At 68.1% G+C, this 13,359-nt stretch carries 10 protein-coding genes; 8 read left to right on the top strand and 2 right to left on the bottom strand.

All coding sequences use genetic code 11. The features are described 5' to 3' along the window. Positions 1-11: 11 nt before the first annotated feature. On the bottom strand, positions 12-680 hold the full coding sequence (locus NGM07_RS05400; protein ID WP_253518064.1) for a hypothetical protein: 669 nt from the start codon (positions 678-680) through the stop codon (positions 12-14). Positions 681-986: 306 nt separating this feature from the next. Here NGM07_RS05400 and NGM07_RS05395 point away from each other — a divergent pair, with 306 nt between their 5' ends. From NGM07_RS05395 to NGM07_RS05385, 3 genes are all read left to right on the top strand, one after another. Next, complete coding sequence (locus NGM07_RS05395; protein WP_253518062.1) at positions 987-1,886, top strand: glycerophosphodiester phosphodiesterase; 900 nt, start codon at positions 987-989, stop codon at positions 1,884-1,886. Positions 1,887-2,014: 128 nt separating this feature from the next. Then, positions 2,015-3,631, top strand: coding sequence for an HAD-IIA family hydrolase (locus tag NGM07_RS05390; protein WP_253518059.1), 1,617 nt, complete (start codon positions 2,015-2,017; stop codon positions 3,629-3,631). Continuing rightward, complete coding sequence (locus NGM07_RS05385) at positions 3,628-4,428, top strand: sugar phosphate isomerase/epimerase family protein (RefSeq protein ID WP_253518057.1); 801 nt, start codon at positions 3,628-3,630, stop codon at positions 4,426-4,428. The genes NGM07_RS05390 and NGM07_RS05385 overlap by 4 nt, the downstream gene beginning before the upstream one ends. 19 nt (positions 4,429-4,447) lie before the next feature. Here the strand turns inward: NGM07_RS05385 and NGM07_RS05380 are convergent, their stop codons facing one another. Further along, on the bottom strand, positions 4,448-7,153 hold the full coding sequence (locus NGM07_RS05380; RefSeq protein WP_253518055.1) for an integrin alpha: 2,706 nt from the start codon (positions 7,151-7,153) through the stop codon (positions 4,448-4,450). A gap of 221 nt (positions 7,154-7,374) precedes the next feature. Between NGM07_RS05380 and NGM07_RS05375 the strand changes: the two genes are divergently transcribed. From NGM07_RS05375 to NGM07_RS05355, 5 genes are all read left to right on the top strand, one after another. Next, positions 7,375-8,331: an NADPH:quinone reductase gene (locus NGM07_RS05375; protein WP_253518052.1), complete on the top strand. Its 957-nt coding sequence runs from the start codon at positions 7,375-7,377 to the stop codon at positions 8,329-8,331. A gap of 140 nt (positions 8,332-8,471) precedes the next feature. Continuing rightward, positions 8,472-9,404 (top strand): mechanosensitive ion channel family protein, encoded by a 933-nt coding sequence (locus NGM07_RS05370; RefSeq protein WP_253518049.1) that lies wholly within the window; start codon positions 8,472-8,474, stop codon positions 9,402-9,404. An 84-nt stretch (positions 9,405-9,488) separates the two neighbouring features. Next, a complete protein-coding gene (locus tag NGM07_RS05365; protein WP_253518046.1) occupies positions 9,489-10,241 on the top strand; it encodes an SDR family NAD(P)-dependent oxidoreductase in 753 nt (250 codons plus the stop codon). 241 nt (positions 10,242-10,482) lie between these two features. Then, a complete protein-coding gene (locus NGM07_RS05360; protein WP_253518044.1) occupies positions 10,483-11,820 on the top strand; it encodes a sodium-dependent transporter in 1,338 nt (445 codons plus the stop codon). A gap of 171 nt (positions 11,821-11,991) precedes the next feature. Further along, the gene (locus NGM07_RS05355) at positions 11,992-13,329 is read left to right on the top strand and encodes a sodium-dependent transporter (protein ID WP_253518041.1); all 1,338 of its coding nucleotides are present in this window, start codon (positions 11,992-11,994) and stop codon (positions 13,327-13,329) included. The last annotated feature ends 30 nt before the right edge of the window (positions 13,330-13,359 follow it).

The raw sequence follows: 13,359 nt of genomic DNA, 5'->3' as shown, positions 1-13,359 counted from the left end.
CAACGGCGCGGTCAAGGACCGCGGTCTCGGGCACTCCTCTCGGAGAAGTCCTGCCCGAGCGACAGCGAGTAGCCGATCACCACCATCGCCAGCGCCGTCCCGACCGAGGAGAACCGGAGCAGCCCGTCCGGTGGGTAGCTGGTCGCCTTCGCGAGCAGGAACGGCCCGTTCCACGCCAAGATGAACGTCAAAAAGCCGCCGCCGGCGAGACGATACCGGTTGGTCCGCAAGAGAGAGACGCCGACGAGCCCGATGCCCAGGAAAAAAGCGAGCCACAGCGCCAGTCCGGCGACGTGAGCCGACAAAAGCGCATCCGGCGAGAACGGTACTGCCGGGAGCACGACGCTCGCGAGTCCCCACGCGATGACTGCGACGAAGACGGCCCACGGTCCTCCGGCGAGAAGCAGACTGCCCGTGGCCACCGTCGAGGTTCGGTCGACCAGCACGGGATACAACACGAGGACGGACGCGACTGCGAGTGGGAGACTTACCAACACGGGGAGCGACTCGACCATCCAGATTAGCGGGAGCGCTACGAGAGCGTCTGGGACGGGAACGAGCGCAAACGCTCCGACGGAATCGCCGACTTCCAACGCGATTGCCGTCCCACCGGCGACGAGAAACAGTCTCCCGGTCAAATCTTCCAGCGCGAGTCGCCGTTCAGTGCCAAGAAACGCCATATTCCGGGATTATTATCAGTAGTCTATAAAGACTTAGGGGACCGAGCGGGCGACGTCGCTCTACCGGTTGGATACGACTAATCAGATCGGATGATCCACTCAACGACGGGCCAACTTCGGTTTCGCCGCCCCGACGGCGAGCGGTCGGAAATAAATAGTCTACCGAGCGCTCTATCGTCTTCTCCATATTCTAAAGAGTATTTATATCGGGATGGAAACGTTGAAGTTTGGCTTGTTCGAAGGCCGGGACGAGGGTGGCAGAGACGCGCCGGGGCCGTCGGCCCCGGCGCGCATCATCAGGCACACATGGCAGACACGAGCGGAACGACCGGGCACGAGACACCGAGACGAACCGAGCCATCGATCATCGCCCACCGCGGCTTCGCGGGCGTCTACCCCGAGAACACGCTGGCGGCCGTCGAACAGGCCGCCGCCGGCGCGGGCGGGTCGGGACCGCCCGAGATGATAGAGGTCGACGTGATGCCGACCGCCGACGGCGACGTGGTGGTCTTCCACGACACGACGCTCGGGCGGGTCACGAACGCGCCGGCGAGCGTCGCCGACCGGAAGGTGTGGGAGACCGACTCCGAGACGCTCTCGGAACTGACCGTCCTCGGCACCGGCGAAGCCGTGCCGACGCTCTCGGCCGTGCTGGAGGCGATTCCGCCGTCGGTCGGCCTGAACGTCGAGTTCAAGAACCCGGGGTCGGGAGACGTCCGACCGCGCGAGAACCTCCCGCCGGCCGACCGCGAAACCCAGAAGGAACTGTGGCTCGACTTCGCCGAGGACGTCTGCGCCACGCTGGCGACGACCGACCACGAGGTGCTGGTTTCGTCGTTCGCCGAGGGCGCGCTCGCGGCGGTCAGGGAGGTCGACCCCGCCGTGCCGCTGGCGGCGGTGTTCGCCGACTCCATCGCCGACGGGATGGAGGTTGCCCGCCGGTACGACACCGAGGCGATCCACACGCCGTGGAACATGATCGCTGGGACGCCGCTGTTCAACGAGGAGTACGGATCGCTCGGTCCGTACGAGGAAATCGACCTCGTGGAGGTCGCCCGACAGGAGGGCAGAGCTATCAACGTCTGGACGGTCGAGAGCTGGTACCAGGCGACCCACCTCCGGGCCGCGGGCATCGACGGCCTCATCACCGACTACCCCGGTGTGGCCCGGTTCGACGACGAACCGCGGGCCGGTCGCGCCGACTAGTTTTCCGAACTCCGTTCTCCGGACGACTTAATCTCCTTAACCGACCTGTCCGATTCGTTTTGTCGTCGCGGAAACCGGAGGCCAGTATAGTTATCCATCCCTACGTTGGGTTACGGTTCGGTATTGATATGAAGGGAGTAATATTAGCGGCCGGTATCGGTTCTCGGCTGCGACCCCTGACGCTCTACGAACCGAAGTGTTGCGTGACCGTCGGCGAGACGCCCGTACTCGCCAGACAACTCCGCGCGTACGCCGACGCGGGAGTGACCGACGTGACCGTCGTCGCCGGCTACCTCGCCGACGATACCCGGGCGCTGTGCGAGGAGGTGGCGGCCGAGCGCCCCGAACTCGACGTGACGGTCACCGAGAGCGAGGTGTACGCCAACACGGACAACATGTACTCGCTCTACCTCGCGCGCGAGGCGGTCGCCGGCGAGGAGTTCGTCCTCAGCAACGGCGACGCCGTCTTCGACCCCGGCCTCCTCGCCGACCTCGTCGACGACGACGCGGGTAGCGCCATCGCCAGCGACCCCCGAACCTACTCCGAGGAGGCGATGAAGGTCACCGTCGACGACCGCGGCCGAGTGAGCCACATCGCCAAGGACGTCCCCGAGGACGTGGCTCACGCCATCTCGAACGACGTCTACCGCTTCTCGGCGTCGTTCTCGGCCAAACTGTTCGAGGACGTGACCCGGACCATCGAACGCGACGGCGAGTATGGCGGGTGGACCGAGGCCGCCATCGACCGGGTGGTCCGCAACCACGAACACGACCTCAAACCGGTCGACGTCGGCGAGTACCGCTGGGTCGAGATCGACGACACCGCCGACCTCCAGACCGCCGACCTGCTGTTCTCGTCGCTGTCGGACCTCGGCGAGAAGGAGGCGGCGTTCTTCGACCTCGACGGGACCGTCTACCTCGACGACGACCTGGTCGACGACGCCAAGGGGGTGCTCTCGCGCCTCCGGGAGGCGGGCGTCGACGTCTACTTCCTGACGAACAACTCCTCGAAGTGGAAGGACGACTACGCCGCGAAGCTCTCGAATCTCGACATCCCGACCGACCCCGGCGACGTGTTGCTCTCGACCGACGGCGTCATCGAACACCTCCGGGAGGCCGACGCCGGGAAGGTGTACGTCCTCGGCACCGAGACGATGCGCGAGGCGGTCGCCGGCCACGGCATCGACGTGGTCGACGACCCCGCCGCGGCCGACGCCCCCGATGCGGTCGTCGTCGGCTTCGATACGGAACTCACCTACGAGAAGGCCCGGACGGCGACGCTGGCGATTCGGAACGGCGCGACCTTCCTGCTGGCCCACCCTGACGCGGTGTGTCCGACCGCCGAGGGGTTCGTCCCCGACTGCGGGGCCATCGGCGCGATGATCGAAACCGCGACCGACCAGTCGCCCGCCCACGTCTTCGGCAAGCCGAACGCCGAGATGGTCGAACACGTCCTCGACTCGAAGGGCTACGACCCCGCGGACGTGTTCGTCGTCGGCGACCGCCTGGAGACGGACGTGCGACTCGCCGAGAACGTCGGTTGCGAGTCGGTCTGCGTGCTCACCGGCGACGCGACCCGCATCGCGGTCGAGAAGAGCGAGGTCCGACCCTCGATGGTCGCGCCGAGCGTCGGCGCGCTCGCGCAACTCCTCGACGGCGAACCGACGACCGGTGCGGTCCCCGAGAACGCGAGCGAGGGCGACTCCGAAAGCGAGAACGTCGCGACCGCGCCCGAAGAGCGATGACGGACGGCGGGACGACCGACGTCCGGTTCGGCTACGTCACCCAGACCCACACGGGCGACGTGACGTGGCGCGAAGCGATAGAGGAGGGCGCGCGAATCGGCTTCGACTACGCCGAACTCTACATGGACGGCGCGACCGAGCGCCGGAAGTTCGACCCAGAGGACGTCCGCGACGCCGCCGCGGACGCCGGCGTCGACCTGCTGGTCCACCTCCCGTTCGTCGACCTCGAAATCGGGTCGCCTCGCGACCCGATTCGCGAGGGGTCGCTCGAAGAGCAACGGGCCTGCATCGACGCCGCGGCCGCGATGGGCGCGGAGAAGGCCGTCCTCCACGCGAGTTCCCACGCGAGTCCGCCCGAGTGGGACGACGAGGAGATAGCGCCCTTGCTCCTGGAATCGGTCCGCGAACTCGACGACTACGCCGCCGAGCGCGACGTCGAAATCTGCGTCGAGAACCTGCCGGGAATCCAGTTCACGGTCCACGACTTCGACCGCGTGTTCGCGGAAACCGACGCCGCGATGACCTTCGACACGGGCCACGCCCGCGTCGACGGGATGGACGCCGAGGACATCGCCGACTTCCTCGACACTCACGCCGACCGCGTGAGCCACGTCCACGTCAACGACGCCCGGAGCGCGGCCGACGAACACGTCCCGACTGGGTCGGGAACCCTGGACTTCGAAACCGCGCTAGCGCCGCTCCGCGAGGATTGGGCGGGCACCGTCTCGGCGGAGGTCTACACCTTCGACTTCGACTACCTGGAACTCAGCGCCCGGAAGTTAGAGAGCTACTTCTGAAACCGAGGACCGCTCGGTTTCAGTCGAAGTTCCGACGTCGCCGGGCGAGGACCGTCCCTGACGCGAACCCGCCGACGACGAGTCCCGACCATCCGCCGAGCACGAGTCCGGGGTCCACTCCGCGCGAGTTCGCCTGCCCCGACGACGTGTCGCAGGATTCGACCGTGCCGCCGGTTCCGCCGGGGTAGTTGCAGGTTTCTCCGCCGGACTTCACGACCACGGTCGAGATTTCCTGCTGGGAGGTCCAGGTCGCCGCGACCGGTTCGCTCGGGTCGCCGTCCTTGAACTGCGTCGGCGTCACGCTCACACCCTTCGAGTCGCCGCCCTCGGGGACGAAGGCGTTGCCGTTCCACTCGAACTTGACGAGCAGGCGCTCGCCGGACGGACAGGGGTCGTTGCCGGTGCGTTTCCCCCCGTCGTCGACGCAGAACGCGACGAAGCTTATCGCGGCCCGTTTGTCGTCTTCGGTGGTCGTGGTGGTCGTGTCTGTGGTCGTCTCCGTTGTTTCCGTGGTGGTGTCCGTCGTTTCGGTCGTCGTTTCGGTGGTGCTGGTGGTTTCCGTCGTCTTCGTCGTAGTGTCCGTCGTTTCGGTCGTCGTCTGAGTGGTCGTTTCAGTCGTCGTTTTGGTCGTCTCAGTTGTTGTCTCCGTCGTGCTGGTCGTTTCGGTGGTCGTTTGCGTCGTCCCTGTGGTTTCTGTGGTCGTTTTTGTGGTTTCGGTCGTCGTGCTGGTCGTCTCCGTAATTTTCGTCGTTTCCGTCGTTTCGGTGGTGGTTTCCGTGGTGATGTCCGTCGTCTTCGTCGTCTCGGTAGTCGTTTCGGTCGTCTCCGTCGTCTCGGTGGTTTCCGTCGTGTGCTTGGCGGTCGTCGTCTCTATCGTGGTTTCGGTCTTCTTCGTCGTTTCCGTGGTTTCGGTCGTCTCGGGGGTTTCGTGGGTCGTCTTCGTCGTCTTCTCGGTCGTCTCTTCGGCCGGATGTTCGTCCTCGGTTTCCGTCGCGGTTTCGTCGGTCGGCGTCTCGTGGTCGTCCGTCTCCGTCTCCTCGCGGTGGTCCTGCGTAGGGCACTCGCCGTAGACGGCGTAGACCGCGCCGGCGTCCTCCCCGCCGCTGTCGTCGAAGGGCGCGCCGACCAGCAGGTCCTCGTTACCGTCGCCGCTGATGTCGCCGACGTCCGAGACGGCGTAGCCCGCCCGGTCGTTCTTCGACTCGCCGACCAGCGTGGCGTCGGCGTTCGAGAGGTCGAGGACGTGCCGGTCGGTTCCGCCGTAGACGAGGTAGGCCGCGCCCGCGTTCGCCGCCTCGCCGACGTCGTGGAACGGCGCGCCGACCAGCACGTCGGCCACTCCGTCGCAGGTCACGTCGCCCGACCCGGCCGAGGACACCGACCAGCCGGCCCGGTCGTTCTCGGCCTCGCCGACCATCGTGAGGTCGGCGTCGGCCAGGCTGGCGTCGTCGAGCGACCGGTCGCCGTAGACGACGTAGGCCGCGCCGGAGTCGTTGCCGCCGGCGTCGCTGTAGGGTGCGCCGACCACCACGTCGGCGCGGCCGTCGTCGTTCACGTCGCCGGCGTCAGAAACCGAGAAGCCCGCCTGGTCGCCCGCCGCGACCCCCGCGAGTCGCGCGGCGACGTCGGTGAGGTTCGCGCCGGTGGGCGAGTCCGGGTCGGTCGCCCCGGGTCCGAGGGGGTCGGCGACGACGTACGCCGCACCCGAGTCCTCCGCCGCGGCGTTCGCGCCCGGCGCGCCGACGACGACCTCGTTCGCACCGCCGCCGTCGACGTCGCCCGCGTTCGAAACCGACCATCCGGCGCGGTCGCGGGCACGTTCACCGACGAGTTTCGCGTCCGCGTCGGCGAGGCCGACGTGCCCGGACGGCGCGTCGCCGGCGACGACGTACGTCGCGCCGGCGTCGGCACCCGCCGCGTCCTCGTAGGGCGCACCGACGAGCAGGGCGTCGTCGCCGGAACCGGTGACGCTCGGCGCGATGCCGACCGACCATCCGGCCTTGTCGTCGGCGCGCTCGCCCGCGAACGTGGCGTCGGCGTCCGAGACGGAGTGCGTACCGCGGAGCGACTCGCCGCCGTAGAAGACGTACGCCGCGCCGGCGTTCTCCCCGCCGCTGTCGTCGAAGGGCGCGCCGACCACCACGTCGGCGTAGCCATCGCCGTCGAGGTCGCCGCCAGCGACCGAGAAGCCGGCCCTGTCGCGGGCCGACGCGCCGACGAACATCGCGTCGGCGTCCGACAGTCGCACGTCGCCGCGCTCGACGGGGCCGTAGAAGAGGAACGCGGCTCCGGAGTTGTTGGCCCCGCTGTCGTTGCGCGGCACGCCGACGAGGACGTCGGCGCGCCCGTCGCCGTTCACGTCGCCGACGTAGTCGAGCGACCACCCCGTGCGGTCGCCGTCGCTCTCGCCGACGACCTTCGTGTCGGCGTTCTCGAGGTCGACGACGCCCGACAGCGTTCCGCCGGAGTCGGGGGTGCTCCGGTCGGCGGCGAGCGCGTCCAGGTTCGCGTTCGACCCCGCCGGTCCCGGGCCGTCGACCGAGTTCGCGACGACGCCGGCGCCGACCCCCGACAGCACCATCGAACTCACGACGATCAGCGCCGCGAGGACGGCGTCTCTGGCTCTCCGCCCGGCGAACCGTCGCCCCGCCCGATTCGGTCGACTGTCTGGTTCCGTCCGTTGCCCCTGTTCCCCCACCGACTGCTCCGGTCGCTCTCCCTGCATTCCGGTCCACGTCCGTCGTATTCGGGTTTTGTTATGAACGAAGTATCCGACAGGTCGGATTCGCTTAACGGTCGGCGTCCCGAGAAACGCGGCGTTTCCCGGGTTAAGCCGCGTCAGGACGCGCGTTCGGCGAACGCCGTTGGCCGACGTACCGCCTACTCGAGGCGTCCGGCGGGTCGACTCCTCGTACCTTTATGCGCCGGAGCGACGACCCTCCACGCATGCGAGCAGTTCGATACCACGAGCACGGCGGACGCGAGACGTTGCAAGTCGACGAGTTCGACCGCCCCGACCCGGCCCCCGACGAGATTCGCGTCGAGGTTCGCGCCGCGGGCGTCAACCCGGTGGACACCTACTTCCGCGAGGGGAGCTACGAACCCCCAAAACTCCCGATGATTCCGGGGTCGGACTTCGCGGGCGTCGTGGACGCCGTCGGCGAGGACGTCTCGGCGTTCGCGGAAGGCGACCGCGTCTTCGGCACTGGCCTCGGCAACGACCGCCAGGGCACCTACGCCGAGTACGTCACCGCGCCGACCGACTGCGCGGCCCGCCTGCCCGAGGACGTGAGTTTCGACGAGGGCGCGGCGGTCGCGCTGGTCGGCGTCACGGCCTGGCGCGCGCTGGTCGACCACGCCGGCGTGGAACCGGCAGAAACCTGCCTCGTCCACGGCGGGAGCGGCGGCGTCGGCCACGTCGCGGTCCAACTGGCCGCCGCCTCCGGCGCGACGGTGCTCACGACCGCGAGCGAGGAGCACCACGACCGACTCGCCGACCTCGGCGCCGACGCGGTGTTCGACTACCGCCGCGACGACCTCGCCGACGCCGTCGTCGAGGCCGGCCGCCCGGACGCGATTCTCGACCACCGCCTCGACGACTACCTCGACTTCGACGCCGAGGTCGGCGCGAAGGGCGTCCGGGTCGCCGGCATCGGCAACACCGTCCCGGAGGCAGGCTTCGACAACATCGCGGCCGCCCGGAGCAGGGAGATGTCCCTCCACCTGATGAGCATGTTCAACACGCCCGACTTCGCCGCCGTCCTGGAGAAACTGGCGGCGCTGATGGAGGCGGGCGACCTCCGCGTCGAAATCGCCGAGACGTACGACCTGGAGCAGGCCGACGAGGCCCAGCGGGCGGTGATGGAGGACAGCATTCTCGGGAAACTGGTCGTCGAGCCGTAACCGGCGGTCGCCGCGCCGATTTCGCCCCTGCTCTTTACCCCGCCCTCGCCCTCGCCGACGCGCTCGCAGGCGCGAATCGCGACGGTTTCCCGCCGTTCCGACAGGAAGCCTTTGGTTCCGGAGGTCGAATCCTCGGGTCCATGACGAACGGACTCCCCGGGAGCGGCGTCTGGGCGGGGGCGCCCCTGCCGGTCGTCGCTCTCGTCGCGCTCCAGACCACCACTCCCGACTCTGGCGTGGGGCCGGACGAACTCGTCGAGTACTGGCCCGGCGTCGTCCGCACGGGATGGTTCGTCGCGGGGTTCCTCGCGGTCGTCGTCCTCAGTCGGTTCCTCGTCGAGCCGACGCTCCGGCGCATCGTCCGGCGTCGGAACCGCAACAACCCCACGCTCCGCGAAGCCATCTTCCGGTACGTTCACGTGCTCGTCTTCGTCGTCGCGGTGTTCGTCGGTGCGGGCGTCGCCGGGTTCGGTAGGTTCCTCAGCAACTCGGCGCTCATCCTGAGCGCCGCGACGCTGGCGGTGGGCGTCGCCGGCCAGGAGGTCATCGGTTCGCTCGTGAGCGGAATGGCGCTCGTACTCGACCCGGAGTTCAACGTCGGCAACTACATCGAGTGGGAAGAGGGCGAGGGGACCGTCCGGACCATCACCCTCCGGGTGACCCGCGTCCAGACCCCGAACGGCGAACTCGTGACGATTCCGAACACGATGCTGACGAGCCAGTCCATCACCAGGCCGTTCGGCCGGGGGAACTACCGGGTGGTCGAGAACATCGGCCTGGCGTACGAGGACGACGCCGACGAGGCGATTTCACACCTCGTGGCGGTGGCCGACGAGTTCGACGAGATTCTCGACCAACCCGCTCCGAACGCGTACGTGGACGAACTGGGCGACGACGCGGTGGTCGTCGCCGTCCACTACTGGATAGAGGACCCCGAGCGCCGCGACGTCGTTCGCATCCGGTCCGCCTACGCGCGGGCCGTCAAACGCCGGTTCGAAGACGTCGACATCACCATCAGCCCGGCCTCCCAGCGCGACCTCCAGGGCCGGATCGAGGTGGCCGACCCCGCCTGACTCCGACGGGGAAGCCCGTCGGCGGTGAGCGAAGCACGGGGGTCGGAACCCGAGTTTTTTCCTGCTCGCCGTCGTGGCTCCGCCATGAGCGTCAGCTTCGACTTCACCGACTCCGTCGCGCTCGTCACCGGGGCGAGCGGCGCGCTCGGGAGCGCGGTCTGCGAGGCGTTCGCCTCCGCGGGCGCGACCGTCGCGGCCGCCGACGTGGTCGCGCCCGACGACGAGGATGCACAACTCGACGCGGGCGAGAACGTCCACTTCTACGAGGGCGACTTCACCGACGAGTCGTCGGTCGAGTCGGTTATCGACGAAATCGTCGACGACCACGGCGGCATCGACTACCTCGCCAACATCGCGGGGACGTGGCGCGGCGGGACGCCCGTCGAGGAGACCGACGTCGAGACGTTCGATTTCCTCTTCGACGTGAACCTCAAGACGATGTTCCTCGCCAGCAAGCACGCCCTGCCCCACCTCCGAGCGGGGAGCGGCGGCCGGGGAGAGGGCGAATCCGGACGCGAGGGGTCCGGTGGCGCCATCGTCTCGGTGTCCGCCCGGTCGTCGCTGAAGGGCGGCGAGGGCGACGGGCCGTACCGGGCGTCGAAGGCGGGGGTTCGACTCCTCACCGAGACGCTCGCCGAGGAGAACGCGGGCGAGGTCCGGGCGAACGCGGTGATGCCGAGCGTCATCGACACGCCCGCCAACCGCGAGATGATGCCCGACGCCGACCACGAGGAGTGGGTCACGCCGGCCGAAATCGCCGAGACGATGCTGGTCCTCTGCTCGGACGCGACGGCGGTGACCAGCGGCGCGGCGGTGCCGGTGTACGGCGAGGCGTGACGACCGGCGGCCGCCTGACGGCCGCCCGGCGGCGACTCCTCGAGTGACGCTCCGGGCCGCTCCGACGACCAGAAACCGCTCGCGTATGCGGGTTTTCGTCTTCCCGCGGCGGCAGTGTACGGTGTTAACCTATCTCATAAACGTTTCTGTCACGTGTCCAAAAACCGGGACACTCCTCCGCTACGAGTGAACAGATTTCGGTCACTTTATAAGCTATTGTTGGGAAAACCTATGGTACGCTATGGCAGAACGTGAACATTGGACTAGTAGAATCGGGTTCATCTTCGCCGCGGTCGGCAGCGCAGTGGGACTCGGGAACATCTGGTCGTTCCCGTTCCAGACCGCGACGAACGGCGGGGCGGCGTTCCTCGTGGTCTACCTCCTGGCCGTGTTCCTCATCGGCTTCCCGACGATGCTCATCGAGTTCGTCATCGGGCGGCGCGGCGAGCGAAACCCGGTCGCCGCGTTCCAGAGTATCGGCTACGGCCAGTGGTCGTTCACCGGCGGACTCGGGGTGTTCTCCTCGCTGGTGACACTGTCGTTCTACAGCGTCGTCGGCGGATGGGTCCTGAGCTACATCGTCGGGAGCGCCACGGGCGCGTACTTCGGCGAAGCCGGCAAGTATTTCGGGACGGTGTCGGCGGGTCCCGTCGCCATCGCGGCCCACGCCGTCTTCATGGCCATCACCATCGCCATCGTCGCCTCGGGCGTCACCGACGGCATCGAGCGGGCGACGAAGGTCATGATTCCGGCCATCCTCGTCCTGCTGGTCGGTCTCGCCGTCTGGGCGACCACGCTCGACGGCGCCGCCGCGGGCTACGCCTACTACCTCTCGCCGGACTTCTCGGTCATCGCGAACAACTTCGGCTCCATCGTCCCGCCGGCGATGGGCCAGGCGTTCTTCACGCTGTCGCTCGGTTTCAGCGTCATGATCGCCTACGCATCCTACCTCGGCCGCGACGACAGCCTCCCCGCGGACGGGGGCGCCATCGTGGTCGTCAACACCATCGTCGCGCTGCTGGCCGGCTTCGTCGTCTTCCCCATCCTCTTCGCCACCGGCGGCGCCGAGAGCGCGGGCAGCGGCGGTGCGGGGACAGCGTTCGTCGCGCTCGCGGGTGCGTTCGGTAACCTCCCTGCGGGTCAGATCATCGGTTTCGTCTTCTTCGTCGTCCTGCTGTTCGCTGCCCTCTCCAGTTCCATCAGCCTGCTGGAAGTGCCGGTGTCGTTCGTCACCGAGAACTACGGCTACGGCCGCGCTGGGACCGCCATCGTGATGGGCCTCGTCATCGGCCTCGTCGGCGTCCCGGCGACGTTCGGTACGAGCTGGCTCAGCTTCTACAACGACTTCGTGTTCAAGATTCTCCTGCCAATCGCGGTGCTGCTGTTCGCCGTCTTCGCCGGCTGGATCGCCGACTTCGAGTCGATGGACGAACTCGGCCGCGGGAGTTCGCTCGGCGACTCGTTCAAGGTCATCTGGCTCTGGTGGATTCGGACCGTCGTCCCCGCCGTCGTCCTCATCACCCTCTACCTCGGCGTCACGTCGCTCTACGAGGGCCTGACCACCGGGGCCTACTTCTAGGCCGGCCCGCCGGGCGACTTCTCGTCCCGACGAATCGTAGGCAACTACCTTATTTTCTGCACAGTTCAGCAGAGAAGACACCGGAGTCGGCGCTAAAAGACCGTGATTTTTCTATTTTGACGGTTTTCAATCTCGAAACGCTCTTGGGGCGGGGGGCGCGACTGCGTAGCAATGACACGCGAATCGTGGCGCACGCGACTCGGCTTCATCCTCGCCGCCGTCGGGAGCGCCGTCGGACTCGGCAACATCTGGCGCTTCCCGTGGATGACCGCCGAGAACGGCGGCAGCGCCTTCCTCGTCGTCTACCTCGCCATCGTCCTGCTCGTGGGCGTTCCCGGCCTGCTGGCGGAGTTCGTCATCGGCCGGCGTTCCCAGCGGAATCCCGCAGGCGCGCTGTATCGACTCTCCTCCGGGTCGGCGTCGTGGGGCCTGGTCGGCCTGTTCGGCGTCGTGACCGCCCTCGTCCTGCTGTCGTTCTACAGCGTCGTCGGCGGCTGGATTCTCCGGTACTTCCTCGCCAGTTTCACGGGGTCGTACTTCGGTTCGCCCGGCGCCTACTTCGGCCAGATTAGCTTCGGAACGTCGGCGGTCGCCTACCACGTCGCCTTCCTCGCGTTGACCGCATTCATCGTGGTCGGCGGGGTTCGCGACGGCATCGAGAAGGCGACCAAGGTGATGATGCCCGCCATCGTCGTCCTGCTGGTCGCGCTTGCGGGGTGGGCGGTCACCCGGCCCGGCGCGGGCGCGGGCCTGTCGTTCTACCTCGACTTCGACGCCGCCTACCTCGCGGCGAACTTCTTCGACGTGCTCGGGGCGGCCGCCGGCCAGGCGCTGTTCACGCTCTCGCTGGGCGTCGGCACGATGATAACCTACGCCTCGTACCTGGGCGACGACAACAACCTCGCGCTCGACGGCGGCGTCATCGCCACGCTCAACACCGGCGTCGGCGTGCTCGCGGGCCTGGTCGTCTTCCCGCTGCTGTTCGCGACGTTCGGCGAACTCACCGGCCCAGCCGCCGGCGGCGGAGCGGGCGCGTTGTTCGTCAGCCTCGCGGGGGCGTTCGCGCAGGTCCCGCTCGGTCGATGGCTCGCGGTGACGTTCTTCGGCGTCATCACGCTCGCCGCGCTGTCGTCGTCCATCAGCATGCTCGAGATTCCGGTGGCGTACCTCGTCGACGAACACGGCGTCTCCCGGCGCTCGGCCACCCTCTCGCTCGCCGGACTCGTCCTGTTGACCGGCACCGCCAACGCGCTGAACCCCTCGCTGTTCGGCTTCGTCGCCGACACCCTCGTCAACCTGATGCTGACCGCCGGCCTCGCCGGCTTCCTCGTCTTCGTCGGCTGGGTCCTCGGCAAGGACGCGCTCGCGGAGTTCTCCTCGGGCGCGGGCGCCGGAACCCGGTCCATCGGCCCGGCGTGGCTCTGGTCGGTCCGGACCATCTTACCGCTGTTCCTGCTGGGGACGCTCGCGGTGAACCTGCTGGCGCTGGCCGGCGTCTCCATCCTCTGAGTCCGGCGAGACGGCGTCCCGCCGGACCGA

The sequence above is a fragment of the Halorussus vallis genome (genome assembly GCF_024138165.1).
In the GTDB taxonomy this organism is placed as follows: Archaea; Halobacteriota; Halobacteria; order Halobacteriales; family Haladaptataceae; genus Halorussus; species Halorussus vallis.
Note: the sequence above shows the minus strand (reverse complement) of the source record. Positions and strands in the feature narration are given on the sequence as shown.

Excerpts from the sequence above, each read along its gene's own strand:
- NGM07_RS05400 (WP_253518064.1), bottom strand. The coding sequence starts at position 680 with ATGGCGTTTCTTGGCACTGAACGGCGACTCGCGCTGGAAGATTTGACC.
- NGM07_RS05395 (WP_253518062.1), top strand. The coding sequence starts at position 987 with ATGGCAGACACGAGCGGAACGACCGGGCACGAGACACCGAGACGAACC.
- NGM07_RS05390 (WP_253518059.1), top strand. The coding sequence starts at position 2,015 with ATGAAGGGAGTAATATTAGCGGCCGGTATCGGTTCTCGGCTGCGACCC.
- NGM07_RS05385 (WP_253518057.1), top strand. The coding sequence starts at position 3,628 with ATGACGGACGGCGGGACGACCGACGTCCGGTTCGGCTACGTCACCCAG.
- NGM07_RS05380 (WP_253518055.1), bottom strand. The coding sequence starts at position 7,153 with ATGCAGGGAGAGCGACCGGAGCAGTCGGTGGGGGAACAGGGGCAACGG.
- NGM07_RS05375 (WP_253518052.1), top strand. The coding sequence starts at position 7,375 with ATGCGAGCAGTTCGATACCACGAGCACGGCGGACGCGAGACGTTGCAA.
- NGM07_RS05370 (WP_253518049.1), top strand. The coding sequence starts at position 8,472 with ATGACGAACGGACTCCCCGGGAGCGGCGTCTGGGCGGGGGCGCCCCTG.
- NGM07_RS05365 (WP_253518046.1), top strand. The coding sequence starts at position 9,489 with ATGAGCGTCAGCTTCGACTTCACCGACTCCGTCGCGCTCGTCACCGGG.
- NGM07_RS05360 (WP_253518044.1), top strand. The coding sequence starts at position 10,483 with ATGGCAGAACGTGAACATTGGACTAGTAGAATCGGGTTCATCTTCGCC.
- NGM07_RS05355 (WP_253518041.1), top strand. The coding sequence starts at position 11,992 with ATGACACGCGAATCGTGGCGCACGCGACTCGGCTTCATCCTCGCCGCC.